Genomic DNA, 17,439 nt, shown 5'->3' with positions numbered 1-17,439 from the left:
TGCAAAGCCTGCAGGCGCTATGCTCTCGGCCCTTGCAGACTCCACAAGAGCATTGTTTCATGCAATCAGCGCGCGATTTTTTTCATCATTTGAACCTTGAGTACAACCGGGTCCACAAGACCAAAGAGGATTTGTTCTGGGCCACCTATATGGCCACAAGCGCGGACCAAGCCGGCTTTGCCAGCGCCGAAGGCGCTTACAAGGATTTCATTTCCGACCCCATCAAGCTGAGCGACACGCGCGCCCACATCGCGCAGTTGCAGGCGCTGCCGGCGGCCGAGCAAGATGCATCGCTGCTGCATGGCCTGAAGGGTTGGCTGGCGCTGTTTGAGGCCAATATCATCGACAACGACATCGCCCGTGCCTTGATGAGCGACATCATCCAGGCCGAGGCGACGCTGTTCGCCAAGAAGCGCGAGTTGCAGCCGCGACACCTGAATCAGCATGGCGAGTCGGAGGTCGCGACCTTGTCCATGCTGGCGACCAATCTGGCAACCAACCCGCTCGAAGCTTGCCGCCGCAGCTCCTTCGCGGCGTTTCAGGAGATCGAGCATTGGGTGCTGGCCAATGGCTTCCTGGATCTGGTCAAGCTGCGCAACCGCTTTGCACGTGCCTTGGGCTTTGCCAATTATTTTGAGCTGAAGCTGCGCAAGAACGAGCGCATGACGCCCGAGCAGTTGAAAGCCATCTTGGACGATTTTGTTGCCCGCACCGACGCGGCGCATGCCCGCAGCTTGGCCGATCTGCAGGCCAGCCATGGAGCCGAGGTGCTGGCACCCTGGAATCTGCGCTTTCGCTCCAGCGGAGATGTGGTGCGGCGCATGGACGAGTACATGCCTTTTGGCCCGGCGCTGCGCCGCTGGGTCGAATCGTTCCGCCGGCTCGGTATTCAGTACCGCGGTGCCACCATGCAGCTAGACCTGCTGGAGCGCGAGGGCAAGTACCAGAACGGCTTCTGCCATGGGCCCATCCCGAGCTATGTGAACGAGCAGGGCGAGTGGGTGCCGGGCCAGATCAATTTCACCGCCGAGGCCAAGCCCGATCAGGTCGGCAGCGGCCTGCGCGCGATCAATACCTTGTTCCATGAGGGCGGCCATGCCGCGCATTTCGCCAATGTGGCGCAGAACTCGCCTTGCTTTTCGCAGGAGTTCGCGCCGACCTCGATGGCCTATGCCGAGACGCAGTCGATGTTCTGCGACAGCCTGCTCGGCGATGCCGATTGGCTCAAACGTTATGCCAAGAATGCCGCCGGCGAGGCGATGCCCGATCAACTGATCCGCGACCGCATTGCCAGCAGCCAGCCGATGCGCGCCTTTGATGAGCGTTCGATCGCCGTTGTGCCTTACTTCGAGGCCGCGCTGTATGCCTTGAGCGACGAGGAAATGACGGCCGAGGCGGTGCTGGCGCTGGCCCGTGCGACAGAGTTGCGGGTCTTGGGCGTCGTCAGCCCGCGTCCGTTGTTGGCGATTCCGCATCTGCTCAATCAAGAGTCGGCGGCCAGCTACCAAGGCTATTTGCTGGCGCATATGGCGGTCTATCAAACCCGCGCCCATTTCTTGCGCGAGCATGGGTTTTTGACCGATAACGTGGCGATCGGCCCGGAATTGGCCAAACATTACTGGCAGCCCGGCAACAGCATCGATCATGACGCGACGCTGCGCAGTCTGACCGGCGAGGGCTTCTCGGCCCGCTATCTCGCCGAGGCCTGCAATCAGTCGGTCGAGTCTTGCTGGGAGCAGGCGCAGGCCTGCTTGGCAGCGGCGGCGGCGCGGTGCTATGCCGAGTCGGTGCCGGCTGCGCTTGATGCGCAGATCCGCATCGTTCACGGCGATCAGTTGCTGGCCGACAGCAGCGCCGGCGAAGAGGCCATGTGCGCGCGCTTTGAGGCCTGGGTCGGCGAAAATTACGCCACAGCAACACCTTAAGGACTCAGTGAAGCCATTGAAGTATCTGGCCGGCTATCCCGCCGAAACTCTGCAGCAAGTGCAATCTCTGATTGATGCGGGGCGCTTGGGCGAGTTGCTGGCCCGGCGCTATCCGGCGGGCCATGAGGTGCGCAGCGACAAGGCCTTGTTCGACTACACGCAGGATTTGAAGCTGCGCTTTTTGCGCAATGCCGAGCCGCTGTCCAAGGTCTGTTTTGATGCCAAGCTGAAGGTCATTCAGCATGCGCTGGGCACCCACACGCGGGCGTCGCGGGTGCAGGGCAGCAAGCTCAAGAGCAAACGCGAGATCCGCATTGCCGGCCTGTTCAAGGAGGCCCCGGCCGAGTTCCTCAAAATGATCGTCGTGCACGAGTTGGCGCATCTTAAGGAGCTTGATCACAACAAGGCCTTCTATCAGCTTTGCCAGCATATGGAGCCCGGCTACGGGCAGCTGGAGTTCGATCTGCGCCTGTACCTCACCCAGCAAGACTTGCTGGCCGGAGCGGCGGCGTGATGGGGTCGAGCGCCGGGCCGCCCCAAGCCGACCCACATCCCCTCGGGGGATCGACCGCCGTACCCGGTGGGCGAGGGGCCATTCTTCTTGCGCCAATGGAAGGCTTGCTCGACCATATGCTGCGCGATGTGCTGACGCGCGTCGGCGGCATCGATCGCTGCGTGTCCGAGTTCATCCGCATCACCGACCGCTTGATGCCTAACCGCGTCTTCACGCGGATCGTGCCCGAGCTGCTGAATGGCGGGCTGACGCCGGCTGGCGTGCCGGTGCGCGCGCAGCTTTTGGGTTCGGACCCCGTCTGCATGGCCGAGAACGCGGCCAAGCTGGCGGCCTTGAAACCGGCCGGCATCGATTTGAATTTCGGTTGCCCGGCCAAGAACGTCAATCGTCACCGGGGCGGCGCGGTGCTGCTGGATGAGCCCGAGCTGATCCTGCGCATCGTCGGCGCGGTCAAACGCGCGATGCCGCCGGGCATGCCGCTGTCGGTCAAGATGAGGCTGGGCTATATGGACGATTCGCGCACGCTCGAATGCGCGCAGGCGATGGTGGACGGCGGCGCCGAGGAGCTGGTGATCCATGCCCGCACCAAGGCGGATGGCTACAAGCCTCCCGCTTACTGGGACCGTATCAACGCGGTGCGAACGCAGGTGCCGGTGCCGGTGGTCGCCAATGGCGAGGTCTGGACGGCCGCCGACGCGCAGGCTTGTTTGCAGCAATCCGGCTGCAGCGCTTTGATGTTGGGTCGCGGCATGGTGGCCGATCCGGGGCTGGCGCTGGCGATCTGCGCGCCTGCCAGCGCGGCCTTGACTTGGTCGCAGTTGCTGCCCTTGATGCGGCTCTTTTGGGGTCAGGTGATGATTCATATGCCGCCCAAGCACCAGGCCGGGCGGCTCAAGCAATGGCTGCATTATTTGCGCCGCCGCTACCCGGAGGCCGAGGAGGCCTATCTGCGCGTACGCACCATCAATTCGCCCTTTGAGCTGCATCTGCAATTGTTCGGCATGCCAGCGGAGCACTTATGAAATCAAGCAAAACATTGTCCGGACTTGGCGCCCTGGGCGCATTGACAGGCCTGGTCTATTCAACTGATGCGGGCCGCACCTGCCCGGACTGCCGCCAGGCCAAGGCCGATTGCCGCTGCGGCCGGCCCGTCTTGCCAAAAGGCGACGGCGTCGTGCGCGTCTCGCGTGAGACCAAGGGCCGCGCCGGCAAGGGCGTCACCCTGGTCAAGGGCGTGCCGCTGGACGCCGAAGGCTTGGTCGCTTTGGGCAAGGAGCTCAAAACCGCCTGCGGCTCCGGCGGCACGGTCAAAGACGGCGTGATCGAGGTGCAGGGCGATCATTGCGAGCGGGTCGTCGAGCTCTTGAAGAAGAAAGAGCCCAAATGGCAGGTCAAGCGCGCCGGTGGTTGAGCCGGCGAGGTTCAAGCACTGACCAGCGGAATGGTCAGCGTGAATCGGGCGCCATGGCCGAGTTCCGACTTGACCACCAGGCTGCCGTGCATCGCCTCGGCCAAGCCGCGTGACAGCGCCAACCCGAGGCCGGTGCCGCCATGTTCGGTGCTGATCTGCGCATTGGCCTGCCGGAATTTTTCGAAGATATGTTCCTGCACTTCCAGCGGCATGCCGGGCCCGGTGTCATCGACATGAAAGGCCAATAGGCCGTCCGAGATCTTCTCGACCGATAGCGTGACGCTGCCGCTGGCGGTGAACTTGATCGCGTTGGAGAGCAGATTGCTGATGATCTGCTTCACGCGCAGACCGTCACAGAGCAAATGGAGCGGCGCGGCCTCGGCCACGATCACTCTCATCTCCAGACCCTTGTTGCTGGCGCTGAGGGTGAAGAAGTCGGCACAGCCCTGCACCAGGGGGCGCAACTCATGCAGTTCCAGCGCCAGCTTCAGCCCGCCGGCCTCGACCTTGGACAGATCCAGAATCTCGGTCAGCAAGGTATTGAGATGCTCGGCGCCTTTGCGGATCAGGCCGGCCTGTTTGCGGAATTTGGGGTCCTCCAGGCGCTGCTCCATCAGCTCGGCAAAACCGCGAATGCTGGTCAAGGGCGTTCTCAACTCATGCGACATTGCGGCCAAGAACTCGCTCTTGGTTTGATTGGCGGCATGCGCCTTGGCTTCGCTTTGGCGCAGCGCTTCCATGCCGTCCTGCTGGCGCCGCAGGCCGGTCAAGAGGGCGGCCGCAGCACCTACCATCACGGCCGACAGCAGCAGGGTCAGGCCGAGGGCAACATTGCGGAAGTGGCGCCACTCGTTCAGCGCCTCGTTCAGGCCGGACGCCACCAGCAGGTAGAGCGGGTAATTGTTGATCTGGCGCGAGGCGATGATGCGGCTGGTGCCGTCAACCGAACCGGCGCCCATGAAGGTACTCTCGGGCTTGCCCAGGCCTTCGCGGGCAAAGGCCGAAGTTGCGTCCAGCGTGATCCCCGGCTTTGAGCTGACGCCACCGATCACCCGGGCGCGGATGCTCAGGTCGGCGCCAATCAAGGTCATCGCACCCGCGCTGCCGAGATCGACCCGGCGGTAGACATCCTCCAGATAGCCCGGGTCCAGCGAGGCGATCACGACGCCCAGGAAGCGGCCGTCGGGCGCGATGATGCGGCGGGTCAGTTGAATCGTCCATTTCTGCGAGACCTTGCCCAGCACCGGCTTGCCGATGAAGAGCTGATCCGGGTCGATCAGACGTGCTACTTCCGGCGGCTTTTGCTGGGGCAGATGGATCTTGATGTGCTCGCGTTCGGACAGATCCATGCGCTTGCTCTTGCTGCCGTTCGGATCCAGGTTGCTGGCCATCATCAGGCCATCCGCATCGACCCAAGCCAGTTGCGCCAGGATCTTGGGCGCCAGTCCGGTTTCGTTGGCGTAGCGGATCAGATCGGCACTGGAGGCATTACCGGCCGCCACCTGATCGCGCCAGCGAATCGTGGCCTGATCAATGGTGGCCAGCAGGCGCTCGGTCTGGGCGTCGAAGACCCGAGCCAGATTGGTGTTGGCCTTGATCTCGTTGTTGAGTTCATCCCGGCGCAAAACCAGAATCAGCGTGATGACGGTGGCCCAAGCCACGATCAAGCCCAAGACAGCGCCAGCAATGATAATGCGGCGCAGCTTGGCGTGTGCCGTGGGGTCATGACTGTCCGGCTGAGCTGTGGCTTCTGCGTCTGCTTGGAGCATGGGCACTTCCCTGTGAAGAACTGGTGCTTGAACTCTGAATTGGCCAAGTAGTTCGGCCGAGCACCAACTTGTTTGCGGATTTGATCATAGACATGGCGGCCCCGTCTGAACGGCAAACAGCTCCCCGATTCGGGGCCAGATGTCTTGTTGCTGCGGCGCCGCGCTCGGTCGGCAGGCGCTCGCGGCGGGCGTGCAGGGATAATCGGCAGATGAACGCACCCATCAACGACAAGCAATCTTTCGCTCAACTCCCATTGAGCGCCGCCATGCAGGCCAATCTGGCCCAGCTCGGCTACACCGAAATGACGCCAATCCAGGCCGCCAGCCTGCCTTTGGCTTTGGCCGGGCAAGACCTGATCGCGCAAGCCCAAACCGGCAGCGGCAAGACCGCCGCCTTTGCCCTGGCGCTGCTGCACAAGCTCGACGCGGCGCGTTTTGATGTTCAGGCGCTGGTGTTATGCCCGACGCGCGAATTGGCCGACCAGGTCACGCAAGAAATCCGCCGCCTGGCGCGCGCCGCCGACAACATCAAGATCCTCACGCTGTGCGGCGGCACACCGATGAAGCCGCAGATGGACAGCCTCGGTTTTGGCTGCCATATCGCGGTGGGTACGCCGGGTCGGGTGATGGACCATCTGGAGCGCGGCAGCCTCAATTTGAGCGCCTTGAACACGCTGGTGCTGGACGAAGCCGACCGCATGCTGGACATGGGCTTTTTTGATGACATCGTCGTTGTTGCCAAACAAGCGCCGAAGAAGCGCCAGACCCTGCTGTTCTCGGCCACCTATCCGGAAGGCATCGCCCGCTTAAGCGCCCAGTTCATGCGGGACCCCAAAGAAGTCAAGCTCTCGGCGGCTGCGCAACAGGCGCCGACCAGCATTCGTCAGCTGGCCTTTGAGGTTAGGGAGGACGAGCGCCTGCATGCGGTGTCGCTGCTGCTGAATCATTTCCGCCCGGCCAGCACGATCGCGTTTTGCAATACCAAGGCGCAATGCCGGGATCTGGTCGATGTGCTCGCCGGCCAGGGTTTCGTTGCGATGGCCTTGCATGGTGATCTGGAGCAGCGCGACCGTGATCAGGTCTTGATCCAGTTTGCCAACCGCAGTTGCTCGGTCTTGGTGGCCACCGATGTCGCCGCGCGCGGCCTGGACATTGCGCAACTCGAATGTGTGATCAACGTCGAAGTAACGCCGGACATGGAGGTGCACACGCACCGCATCGGCCGCACCGGCCGCGCCGGCGCCGACGGTCTGGCGCTGAGCCTGGCCAGCCTGGACGAGATGGGCCGCATCGGCCGCATCGAGCAGATGCAGGGCTATGCCTTTGTCTGGCAGAAGCTGGACACTTTGATCCCCGCCCCGGGCAATGTGATGCAGCCGCCGATGGACACGCTGCAGATCCTGGGTGGCCGCAAGGAGAAGATCCGCCCTGGCGACATCCTGGGTGCGCTGACCGGCGAGGCCGGCTTCAAGTTCGAGCAGGTAGGCAAGATCAATATCACCGAGTTCCACAGCTATGTGGCGGTAGAGCGCAGCATTGCTCGCGAGGCCGTCAAGCGGCTGTCCGAGGGCAAGATCAAGGGCCGCAAGGCCAAGGTGCGGCGCATGGCCGATCTGGCCGATCTGGCTGATTGATCTGGGGCCGAGGGCAAGGTTTTTGTGTGACAAATTGTTGTCAGCGAAAGTCTTAGTCCACCGAGGGAGTTCATCCGACGTTTTCTTGAGACCTATGCACATGGTCACCCCCTCAGATGGGGTCTAGTCTTCACACATGCAGACCGAGATCATGGTGACAGCTCAGGAGTACACAAGATGGACACCCAACAAATGCATAGCAGCCCCAAGCAAGCCCCGCAACAGACCGTTCAAATAGACGGTCAGTTCGAGCTGCGCTTCCAGTCCCTGTTTCACTCGGGCAAGGCCTTGGCCTTCCCCTGCGATTCGCATGGCGATGTGATGCTGGACGTGCTGAGCGACAAGGCGCTGGAGAACTATTTGTTCGCCCGCGCGGTGGTCGGTCATGAGTACGCGAACCCGGTCATCCAGGTTCGCGAAGACTGAAAAATCCTGTCTATTTCGACCAGCCGTCCTTCAGTCCGGTGATCTTGTTGAAGACCGGTTTGCCGGCTTGATGATCGACGCGGTCGGCGACGAAATAGCCATGCCGCTCGAACTGGAAATGAGTGCCGGCCGGCACCTTGGCCAGTGACGGCTCCAGATAGCCGGTCACCACGCGCCGGCTTTGCGGGTTGATGAAGCTCAAGTAATCACCGTCACCCGCATCTGGCTGCTCTATGGTGAACAGGCGGTCATACAAGCGCAGCTCGGCCTCAACCGCCTCGTGCACGCTGACCCAGGTGATCGCACTCTTGACCTTGACCGCGTCGGCGCCCGGCGTGCCGCTCTTGGTGTCGGGCACCACGGTGGCGAGCACGGCGGTGATCTGGCCTTCGGCGTCTTTTTCGCAGCCGGTGCACTCGATCACATAGCCGTATTTCAGCCTTGTGCGGTTGCCGGGGAAGAGGCGGTGATAGCCCTTGACCGGGACTTCCATGAAGTCATCTCGCTCGATCCAGACCTCATGGCCAAGACCGAATTCGCGCTGACCTAACTCCGCAAGCTGAGGGTGTGCCGGCGCGCTGCTGCGCTCGACATGGCTGCTGCTGCCGAACAGCTCGACCCAGTTCGTCAACTTCAACTTCAGCGGATCCAGTACCGCGCAGGCGCGCGCGGCCTTTCCTTCCAGATCGGCGCGCAGGCAACCGTCCATCACCGAGTAGTCGAGCCAGGCATTGCTCTTGGTCACGCCGGTGGCTTCGACCATATTGCGGATGCTTGTGGCGGTGTAGCCGCGCCGGCGCATGCCCACCAACGTCGGCAGGCGCGGGTCGTCCCAGCCGTCCACATGGCCTTCGTCGACCAGCTGGCGCAGCTTGCGCTTGGAGGTGACGACATAGGTCAGGTTCAAACGGCCAAATTCATATTGATGCGGCAGCGGATGCGCCAGCAAGCCGCCCTCGGCGAGGTGGCCCAGCAGCCAGTCGTAGAAGGGGCGCTGGTCTTCGAACTCCAGCGTGCACAGGCTGTGGGTGATGCGCTCCAGCGCGTCTTCGATCGGGTGCGCGAAGGTGTACATCGGGTAGATGCACCATTGGTCGCCGGTGTTGTGGTGGGTGGCGCGGCGGATGCGGTAGAGCGCCGGGTCGCGCAGATTGATATTGGGCGCGGCCATGTCGATCTTGGCGCGCAGAATCATTGCGCCATCGGCATGTTGTCCGTCCTTCATCTCGCGAAAACGCGCCAGGTTTTCGGCCGGTGTGCGTGCACGGAACGGGCTGTTGACGCCGGGGCGGCCAAAGTCACCGCGGTTGGCGCGCATTTCTTCCGGCGTTTGCTCGTCTACATAGGCGAGGCCGGCCGTCACCAGGTGCTCGGCCGCACGGTACATGAAGTCGAAATAGTTGCTGGCGAAGAACAGGTGCGAGGTACCGCCCGAGTGCCAGTCCCAGCCCAGCCAGGCGACCATCTCCTGGATCGCGTCGACATATTCCTGCTCTTCTTTTTCGGGGTTGGTGTCGTCAAAGCGAAGATGGCAGATGCCGCCGTAGTCGCGCGCCATGCCGAAATTCAGGCAGATGCTCTTGGCATGGCCGATGTGCAGATAGCCATTGGGCTCGGGCGGAAAGCGGGTGCGAATCTTGGCCGCATCCAGCGGGCCGGCCGCGTGATGGGCGGCATCGCCGGGGGTGCCAGCAAAGTGACGCTCGGGCTGGCCAGTCTGTGCCAAGTCACGCTCGATGATGCTGCGCAGAAAGTTGTTGCCGGGGGCGGGCTTGTTGTCGTCGGACGGATGAGACATCGGGTAGGGGCAGGGCAGCAGGGCTGCGCCGTCAAAGTGGCTGGTTTGGGCTGATTTTATCGGTGTCAGCGTCAAGCCCCGGCCAGGGCTACATGCCCTTGAACAAATGGGCGTACATACGGCTGACGGCCAGGCGGTCTTTGCTGCCGTGCAGATGCAGGTTTAGCTTGCCTGCTTCATCGCGCACGGCTCGGTCGATGGCGTCGCTGCGCACCACGACGCTGCGGTGGATTTGCCAAAAGCGTGTGGTGTCGAGTTGGGGTAGCAATTCGCGCAAGGAGATGCGCATCAAATGCTCTTTGCCGGCGGTCAGCACGCGCACATATTTGTCGGCCGCCTCGAAGTACAAGACTTCGTCCACCGGCAACATCTGGATCACGCTGCCCTGCGCTATTTGCAACAGGCGCAAGGGCGGTGGCGCTGCTGCGGCCGAGGGCACAGCGGCGCCGAGCAGCAGGCGCAATTGCTCGACGGCTTGATTGATTTTTTCCTCGCCCTTGTTGTCTACTTCGGCTGGCGCGCTGGCCTTGCGCAGCGCCAGCGCCGCCTGCAAGCGCTCACAGCTCAGCGCCAGCCGCTCGGGCTGCACCGGCTTGAGCACATAGTCGACGGCGGCGCGCTCGAAGGCTTGCAGCGCATATTGGTCGTAAGCAGTGACGAAAACCAGCAAGGGAAAGGGCTGCCCCTGCGGCCAGTCTTCGGCCATCGCCTGCGCCGCCTCCAGGCCGCTCAAGCCCGGCATGCGGATGTCGAGGAAGCAGATGTCGGGCAAGAGGCGCAGCGCGGCGTCCAGCGCCGCCTGGCCATGCGGGGCCATCGCGACGATTTGCAGCTCCGGCCACAGCCGCGCCAATTCCTGGCGCAGGCCTTCGGCCAACAGGGATTCGTCTTCGGCAATCAGGGCGGTGGGATTCATGGTGCTTGGATTGGAATTTGAAGGGTGACGACGGTGCCGGATTCAGCAGCCGGGGTGATGGTCAAACTGGCTGCGGCGCCATATTGGGTCGCGAGGCGCTCGCGCACTTGGTGCAGACCGAACTGCGTGCCTTGGGCTGAACTGCTGGCGCTGGCCGCATGGGCCAAGCCAACGCCGCTGTCTTGCACGACCAGCAGCAACACCTGACCCTCACGCCGCGCCGAGATGCGCAGCTCGCCGCCTTCAATCGCCGGCTCCAGCCCATGTTTGATGGCGTTCTCGACCAGCGGCTGCAAGAGCAGCGGCGCGACGGCCAAGTCACCGAGCTCGGCCGGCAGGTCCAAGACCGGCCGCAGCCGGCTGCCCATGCGGATTTGCATCAGGGCCAGATAGTCGCGCAGGCGAGCAAACTCCTCGCGCAAGGGGTGGCTGCCGCTGCGCGACGCGTTCAGGGTGGCGCGCAAAAAGCCGATCAACTGGTCCAGCATCGCTTGCGCGCGGGCCGGGTCCAAGCCGATCAGCACGCGCAGATTGGCCAGGGTGTTGAACAGCATATGCGGCTCCAGCTGCGACTCCAGCAGCCGCAGTTTGTTCTCGGCCGCCAGGCGCTGGGCGGTCTGGGCGCGCAGATTGGCTTCGTCCAGGTGGCCACGGGCGACGAAGTAAATCGTGATCAAAATGCCTGGAACAAGGGCGATCAACAGCATGACGGTGCCGCTGCGTGGCCCGGCGCTGAGTGGGTTTTTGTAGTTATTGCCCAGCAGCCAGTTGCCGACCTCCATGCCGATGCTGAAGCCGGCCAGCGTGCCAAGCAACAGGACGCTCACCATCAGCGGCCAGCCTATCCATTTCTTGGCCGGCTTGCCGCTGCGGGCACGCAGACGGTTGCTCAGCATGGTGGCCAGATGCGTCAGCCCTTGAATGATGCTGGAGCAAGCGGCGCTGATCAGCAGTGTGTAGACGAACTCGGATCTGAAAGTGGCGCGATATTGGGCCCAGCTGGCTCCCGAGAACAGCAAGAAGCTGAGGTTGACAAGCAAGGCAATGGTCAACACCAGCAAGGCTTGCCTGAGCAACCACAGCCAGCGTTTGCCGGTGTAATTCTGGAAATTGAAGATCGAGCCGCCGGCCGCGACAGGCTCGGGCGCTAGCGGTTCAGGGCTTGGGTCAAGAAGCTTCAAATTGGCCTTCAATCATTGGGGTGTTGCTGTTCAGGATATTGCGCGAGCGACCCAAGAAAGCGCCGCCGAACGCGCCGAACAAGGCGCTGAAGCTGCTGGCGAACGCGCTGGAGTCGAGCAGCTCGGGCTGCAGGGCCGAACTCATGCCAAGCGCAAACTTGGCCATGAATATGCCCATCATCAGCGTCAAGGGCAGCCAGCTGCCGGGTACAAAGAATTGGCCACGGGCGCTGTCGAAGCGGCAGCCACCCGGCCAGCCGCTGCGGCGCACCAGCGACTGGCTGGCGAGCAGGCCAAACACCCAGGGCACAACCGCGCCGGCCGAATAGCCGAAGCTGCCGACGACGCCCCAAACGCCATAGGCCAGCCAGATCATTGGCACCAGCTTCAAGCGGCTCTTGCTCATCCATTGATCGCCGCTTTGCAGCAGGCCCATGATCACGATGAAGGCCAGAATGGCCCAGACAAAACTGGGTATGTGACTGAAAATTTCGCCTGCGCCTGCGCTGTTCATGCTTGGATTCCGTATCGGTCTGAAGAAGGGATGCAGGCATTTTTAAGCCTTCGGCAGGCCGGCGACAGCGGCTTGCGACCAAGTGCCGCCGCCGGGCGCCAAGCGCCTTTCAGCGGCGCCGGCTGCCGCTGCCCCCCAGCAAGCTGCCCAGCACGCCTCGCACAATCTCGCGGCCGACCGAGCTGCCCATGGTGCGAATGGCCGAGCGGGCCGCCACCTCGGCCAGGCCCTCGTGATGGGCGCCGCGCGGGCCGGTGGTGCCGAAGAGCAAGTCCTTGAGGCCGCCGAGCATGCCGCCATCCTCCGTGTTGGCCGGAGCTGGGGTGCTGCCGGCCGGCGTTGAAGCCCTTGCAGGCCCGCTCTTGAGCTTTTCGAATGCCGATTCCCGGTCAACCAAGGCCTCATACACGCCGGCCACCAGCGAATTCTTGATCAAGGCCAGGCGCTGCTCGGCCGTGATGGGCCCGATCTGGCTGCCCGGCGGCAGCACGAACACGCGCTCGGTCACGCTGGGTCGGCCCTTTTCGTCCAGCAGGCTGATCAGCGCCTCGCCGACGCCGAGCTCGGTGATGGCGGTGGCGATGTCCAGCCCGGGCTTGGCGCGCATGGTGTCGGCCGCCGCCTTGACGGCTTTTTGGTCACGCGGCGTGAAGGCGCGCAGCGCATGTTGAACCCGGTTGCCGAGTTGGCCCAGCACGGCGTCGGGAATGTCGAGCGGATTCTGGGTGACGAAATAGACGCCCACGCCTTTGGAACGCACCAGTCGAACGACGAGTTCGATCCGCTCGACCAGCGCGGCCGGCGCGTCCTTGAAGAGCAGATGGGCCTCGTCGAAGAAGAACACCAGCTTGGGCTTGTCCAGATCACCGACCTCGGGCAGGGTCTCGAACAGCTCGGACAGCATCCACAGCAGGAAGCTGGCGTACAGGCGCGGCGCGCTCATCAGCTTGTCGGCTGCCAAGACGTTGATGACGCCCAGGCCCGCTTCGGTCTGCATGAAGTCGGCGATATTGAGCATCGGCTCGCCGAAGAATTTGTCGCCGCCCTGAGCCTCGATCTGCAGCAGGCCGCGCTGGATCGCACCGATGCTGGCGGCCGAGACATTGCCGTATTGGGTGGTGAACTGCGCGGCGTTGTCGCCGACATGCTGCAGCATCGCACGCAGATCCTTCATGTCGATCAACAAGAGCCCGGCGTCATCGGCGATCTTGAAGACCATCTGCAGCACACCTTGCTGGGTCTCGTTCAAGGCCAGCATGCGGGCCAGCAAGAGCGGGCCCATATCGGAGATGGTGGCGCGCACCGGGTGGCCTTGCTCGCCGAATACATCCCACAACGTGGTCGGGCAGGCCAAGGGGGCAGGCGCCTCGATGCCGCGCTCTTTCAAGGTTGCCAAGAGCTTGGGCGAAGGTGCGCCGGCCTGCGAGATGCCGGTCAGGTCGCCTTTGACGTCGGCCATGAAAACCGGCACGCCGATACGGCTGAAGCTCTCGGCCAAGGTTTGCAGGCTGATGGTCTTGCCGGTGCCGGTGGCGCCGGTGATCAGGCCGTGCCGATTTGCTAACGCTGGCAGCAGATGGCATTCAATTTGACCGTGGCTGGCCAGCAAAATTGGGTCGGGCATGAGGGCTCCAGAAGGCAGGGCTAAAGCGTTTTTACGCTTCAGAGAAGACTCATATCGCAAAGCGATGTGATGTCGGAACTAAAATTGAAGTCTATCCAACTAATGTGGGTCGCAAATTTGCAGACCCAGCAGGAGCAAAAGCCACATGGCTGGTCATTCCAAATGGGCCAATATTCAGCATCGCAAGGGCCGCCAAGACGAGAAGCGCGGCAAGATCTGGACCCGCATCATCCGTGAAATCACCGTCGCCGCTCGCTTGGGCGGCGGCGATATCAAGGAGAACCCACGCCTGCGTCTGGCGGTGGAAAAGGCCAAGGGCGCCAATATGCCGGCCGACCGCATCAAGTACAACGTCGACAAGGCCACCGGTAATCTGGACGGCATCCACTACGACGAAATCCGCTACGAAGGCTACGGCATCGGCGGGGCGGCGGTGATCATCGACACGATGACCGACAACAAGGTGCGCACCGTCGCCGAAGTGCGGCATTGCTTCAGCAAATGCGGTGGCAATATGGGCACCGAGGGCGCCGTGGCCTTCCAGTTTAAGCATTGCGGTCAGCTGGTTTTCGCGCCCGGCAGCTCGGAAGACAAGATCATGGAAGTGGCGCTGGAAGCCGGCGCCGAGGATGTCATCACCGACGATGACGGCGCCATCGAGGTGCTGACCGCGCCGGCCGATTTCGAGACGGTCAAGAACGCGCTCGAGGCCGCCGGCCTGAAGGCCGAGGTGGCCGAGGTGACGATGCGGGCCGAAAACACCGTCGAGTTGAGCGGTGACGACGCGGCGCGGATGCAAAAGCTGCTGGATATGCTGGAAGACCTGGACGATGCTCAGGCCGTTTACAGCAATGCCAACATCAACGAATAAAAAGGGAAGTCTGCGCATGAAGGTTTTGGTAATTGGCAATGGCGGTCGCGAACATGCGCTGGCCTGGAAGCTGGCACAGGGTGAGCGGGTCAGCCAGGTGTATGTGGCGCCCGGCAACGGTGGCACCGCGCGTGATTCGCGTCTGACCAATATCGCCATCACCGATGTGAAGGCGCTGGCCGACTTTGCCGTCGAGCAAAAGGTCTCGCTGACCGTGGTCGGCCCGGAGGGCTATCTGGCTGCCGGCGTCGTCGACGAGTTCCGTGCCCGTGGCCTGCGCATCTTCGGTCCCACCAAGGCCGCCGCGCAACTCGAGTCGTCCAAGGCCTTTGCCAAAGACTTCATGAAGCGCCACAACATTCCGACCGCCGCCTACGAGGTCTTCAGCGATGTGGCAGCGGCCCACGCTTATGTGGACGCGCAGGGCGCCCCCATCGTCATCAAGGCCGACGGCTTGGCCGCAGGCAAGGGCGTGGTCGTGGCGATGACGCTGGCCGAGGCTCATGAGGCGATCGACTGGATTCTGGAAGACAACAAGCTCGGCGTCGTGCATAACGAAGGTGTGGCGCGGGTGGTGATCGAGCAATTCCTGCAAGGCGAAGAAGCCAGCTTCATCGTCTTGTGCGACGGCAAGAACGTCGTTTCGTTGGCCACCAGCCAGGATCACAAGCGCCTCAAGGACGGCGACGAAGGCCCCAACACCGGGGGCATGGGTGCTTATTCGCCGGCGCCGGTGGTGACGCCCAATGTCCACGCCAAGGCGATGCATGAAATCATCATGCCGACCATTCAAGGCATGGCGCGCGACGGCATCCCTTTCACCGGCTTCCTCTATGCCGGTTTGATGATTGACGCTCAGGGCCAGCCGCACACGGTCGAATTCAATACCCGCATGGGTGATCCCGAAACGCAGCCCATCATGATGCGGCTCAAGAGCGATCTGCTGGAAGTCTTGCTGCACGCAACCGACGGCACGCTCGACCAGGTCGAGCTGCAGTGGGACCGGCGCGTGGCGCTTGGCGTGGTGATGGCCGCTGCGGGCTATCCGCTCAGCCCCCGCAAGGGCGACGCGATCACTGGCCTGCCGGCCGATGCGGAGGACCATATGGTCTTCCACGCCGGCACCGCCGAAGTAGACGGGGCTTTGCAGACCTCGGGCGGGCGCGTGCTCTGCGTGACCGCTTTGGGCGAGTCGGTGCGCAAGGCGCAGGCCTTGGCCTACGAGAGTCTGGTCAATATCCAGTTCGAAGGCAAGCAGTACCGCCAGGACATCGGTTACCGGGCGGTGAAGCGTTGAATACGCAACTCGTACGTGACTATCTGCTCGACCTGCAGTCGCGCATCGTGTCGGCCTTGCAGGCCGCGGACGGCGGCGAATTCATCAGCGATGGCTGGACCCGTGAGCCGGGCAGCCGGCTGGAGGGCGATGGCCTGTCGCGGCTGATCGAGGGCGGCGCGGTGATCGAGCGCGGCGGCGTCAACTTCTCCCATGTGCGGGGTCGGGTCTTGCCTCCATCGGCGACGCAGCATCGTCCCGAACTGGCCGGCGCGCCGTTCGAGGCGATGGGCGTGTCGCTGGTGATTCATCCGCACAACCCCTTTGTGCCGACGGTGCATATGAATGTGCGCATGTTCGCCGCCTTCCCCGTCGATGCCGAGCCGGTCGTTTGGTTCGGTGGCGGCATGGATCTGACGCCTTATTACGGCTTCGAGCGCGACGCGCAGCATTTCCACCGTACGTGTGAGGCGGCGCTACAGCCGCATGGTGAGGAGCTGTATGGGCGCTTCAAGCCCTGGTGCGATGAGTATTTCTATCTGAAGCACCGGGACGAGCCCCGTGGCATCGGCGGCATCTTCTTTGATGACTTTTCCTTGCCTGAAAGCGAGGGCGGCTTCGATGCTGCGTTTGCGATGCTGCGTTCGGTCGGCGACGCCTTTGTGCCGGCCTATCTGCCCATCGTCGAGCGCCGCCACGGCCTGGCCTACACCGAGCGCGAGCGCGACTTCCAAGCCTACCGGCGCGGTCGTTACGTCGAGTTCAATCTGGTCTTCGACCGCGGCACCTTGTTTGGCCTGCAATCGGGCGGGCGCACCGAGGCGATTTTGATGTCGATGCCGCCCATCGTAAAATGGCGTTATCAATGGGCGCCCGAAGCCGGCACGCTGGAGGCCAAGTTGTACAGCGACTTTTTGCGGCCGCGCGATTGGGCGCATGAAGCAGCTACCCATTTATGGCTGTAACGCTCGGCGGAGCGGGCCGCACCGGCCTGTTTGGCGGGAGTTTTGATCCACCTCATCTGGGGCATTTGAGCCTGGCGCATTGCGCCTTGACTCAGCTGAGTTTGGATCAATTGCTGTGGCTGCCGGCCGGGCGACCCTGGCAAAAGACCGGACGCGGTCTGGCTGCACCCTCGCACCGGCGCGCCATGGCCGAGCTGATGGTGGCGGGCGAGCCGAGGTTTGCGGTTGACGACAGCGAGCTGGAGCGCGATGGGGCGAGCTACACCATCGACACCGTGCGGGCACGCTTGGCCGCACATCCTGGTGAGCAATTGTTCCTGGTGATAGGCCAGGATCAGTTCGAGCGTTTTCATACCTGGCGTGATTGGCGCGAGTTGTTGAGCCTGGTGACGCTGGCGGTGGCGGCACGTGCGGGTCAAGAAGTTCAGGGTTCGGCCGAAGTCATGGAAGTCGTCCACGCCGAACCCAACAAAATGCTGAAACTGGCGATGCCGGCGATGCAGGTTTCATCCACCCAAGTGCGCGAGTTGGCCTCGCGCAACGAGGAACTAAGCCCCTTGGTGGGCGACGCGGTGGCGGGGTATATTGCCCTCCACCGTCTTTACAGTGAGTAGG

16 protein-coding genes are annotated in these 17,439 nt (G+C 62.9%); 10 read left to right on the top strand and 6 right to left on the bottom strand.

Features of this window, described 5'->3' with window-relative positions:
* Nucleotides 1–59: 59 nt before the first annotated feature.
* The 4 genes from LNV07_RS04480 (at nt 60) to LNV07_RS04465 (ending at nt 3,850) form a co-directional block, all read left to right on the top strand.
* Nucleotides 60–1,925, top strand: coding sequence for a M3 family metallopeptidase (locus tag LNV07_RS04480; RefSeq protein WP_263569976.1), 1,866 nt, complete (start codon nt 60–62; stop codon nt 1,923–1,925).
* Between the two features lie 7 nt (nt 1,926–1,932).
* Nucleotides 1,933–2,439 carry a M48 metallopeptidase family protein gene (locus tag LNV07_RS04475; RefSeq protein WP_263569975.1) on the top strand — a complete coding sequence of 169 codons (507 nt, stop codon included), beginning with the start codon at nt 1,933–1,935 and terminating at the stop codon, nt 2,437–2,439.
* Between the two features lie 95 nt (nt 2,440–2,534).
* Complete coding sequence (locus tag LNV07_RS04470) at nt 2,535–3,461, top strand: tRNA dihydrouridine synthase (protein WP_263569974.1); 927 nt, start codon at nt 2,535–2,537, stop codon at nt 3,459–3,461.
* Entirely contained in the window at nt 3,458–3,850 is a 393-nt protein-coding gene (locus tag LNV07_RS04465; protein ID WP_263569973.1) for a translation initiation factor Sui1, read from the top strand. The genes LNV07_RS04470 and LNV07_RS04465 overlap by 4 nt, the downstream gene beginning before the upstream one ends.
* Nucleotides 3,851–3,861: 11 nt before the next feature.
* On the opposite strand, the gene LNV07_RS04460 is transcribed toward LNV07_RS04465, so the two are convergent.
* Nucleotides 3,862–5,619, bottom strand: a complete 1,758-nt coding sequence (locus LNV07_RS04460; protein WP_263569972.1) for a sensor histidine kinase — start codon at nt 5,617–5,619, stop codon at nt 3,862–3,864.
* Between the two features lie 209 nt (nt 5,620–5,828).
* Between LNV07_RS04460 and dbpA the strand changes: the two genes are divergently transcribed.
* Nucleotides 5,829–7,253 (top strand): ATP-dependent RNA helicase DbpA, encoded by a 1,425-nt coding sequence (gene dbpA, locus LNV07_RS04455; protein WP_263569971.1) that lies wholly within the window; start codon nt 5,829–5,831, stop codon nt 7,251–7,253.
* 177 nt (nt 7,254–7,430) lie between these two features.
* Nucleotides 7,431–7,679 (top strand): hypothetical protein, encoded by a 249-nt coding sequence (locus tag LNV07_RS04450; RefSeq protein WP_318013678.1) that lies wholly within the window; start codon nt 7,431–7,433, stop codon nt 7,677–7,679.
* Nucleotides 7,680–7,689: 10 nt separating this feature from the next.
* Here the strand turns inward: LNV07_RS04450 and LNV07_RS04445 are convergent, their stop codons facing one another.
* The 5 genes from LNV07_RS04445 to LNV07_RS04425 all read right to left on the bottom strand — a co-directional run bounded on the left by LNV07_RS04445 (nt 7,690) and on the right by LNV07_RS04425 (nt 13,712).
* Complete coding sequence (locus tag LNV07_RS04445) at nt 7,690–9,477, bottom strand: glutamine--tRNA ligase/YqeY domain fusion protein (protein ID WP_263569970.1); 1,788 nt, start codon at nt 9,475–9,477, stop codon at nt 7,690–7,692.
* A gap of 88 nt (nt 9,478–9,565) precedes the next feature.
* Entirely contained in the window at nt 9,566–10,393 is an 828-nt protein-coding gene (locus LNV07_RS04440; RefSeq protein ID WP_263569969.1) for a LytR/AlgR family response regulator transcription factor, read from the bottom strand.
* A complete protein-coding gene (locus tag LNV07_RS04435; protein WP_263569968.1) occupies nt 10,390–11,574 on the bottom strand; it encodes a sensor histidine kinase in 1,185 nt (394 codons plus the stop codon). The genes LNV07_RS04440 and LNV07_RS04435 overlap by 4 nt, the downstream gene beginning before the upstream one ends.
* Entirely contained in the window at nt 11,561–12,088 is a 528-nt protein-coding gene (locus tag LNV07_RS04430; protein ID WP_263569967.1) for a DUF6622 family protein, read from the bottom strand. Before LNV07_RS04430 ends, LNV07_RS04435 begins: the two co-directional genes overlap by 14 nt.
* A 109-nt stretch (nt 12,089–12,197) precedes the next feature.
* Nucleotides 12,198–13,712, bottom strand: a complete 1,515-nt coding sequence (locus LNV07_RS04425) for a DUF853 domain-containing protein (RefSeq protein WP_263569966.1) — start codon at nt 13,710–13,712, stop codon at nt 12,198–12,200.
* A gap of 145 nt (nt 13,713–13,857) precedes the next feature.
* Between LNV07_RS04425 and LNV07_RS04420 the strand changes: the two genes are divergently transcribed.
* Genes LNV07_RS04420 through nadD form a run of 4 tightly spaced genes read left to right on the top strand, consistent with a single transcriptional unit; the run spans nt 13,858 to nt 17,438 of the window.
* The gene (locus tag LNV07_RS04420) at nt 13,858–14,583 is read left to right on the top strand and encodes a YebC/PmpR family DNA-binding transcriptional regulator (RefSeq protein WP_263569965.1); all 726 of its coding nucleotides are present in this window, start codon (nt 13,858–13,860) and stop codon (nt 14,581–14,583) included.
* Nucleotides 14,584–14,599: 16 nt separating this feature from the next.
* Nucleotides 14,600–15,880: a phosphoribosylamine--glycine ligase gene (gene purD / locus LNV07_RS04415; RefSeq protein ID WP_263569964.1), complete on the top strand. Its 1,281-nt coding sequence runs from the start codon at nt 14,600–14,602 to the stop codon at nt 15,878–15,880.
* Nucleotides 15,877–16,824 carry an oxygen-dependent coproporphyrinogen oxidase gene (hemF, locus tag LNV07_RS04410; protein WP_263569963.1) on the top strand — a complete coding sequence of 316 codons (948 nt, stop codon included), beginning with the start codon at nt 15,877–15,879 and terminating at the stop codon, nt 16,822–16,824. The genes purD and hemF overlap by 4 nt, the downstream gene beginning before the upstream one ends.
* A complete protein-coding gene (gene nadD, locus LNV07_RS04405; RefSeq protein ID WP_263569962.1) occupies nt 16,815–17,438 on the top strand; it encodes a nicotinate-nucleotide adenylyltransferase in 624 nt (207 codons plus the stop codon). Before hemF ends, nadD begins: the two co-directional genes overlap by 10 nt.
* The last annotated feature ends 1 nt before the right edge of the window (nt 17,439 follow it).

Origin of the sequence: Roseateles oligotrophus (assembly GCF_025717515.1) — a bacterium.
Lineage (GTDB): Bacteria > Pseudomonadota > Gammaproteobacteria > Burkholderiales > Burkholderiaceae_C > Paucibacter_A > Paucibacter_A oligotrophus.
Note: the sequence above shows the minus strand (reverse complement) of the source record. Positions and strands in the feature narration are given on the sequence as shown.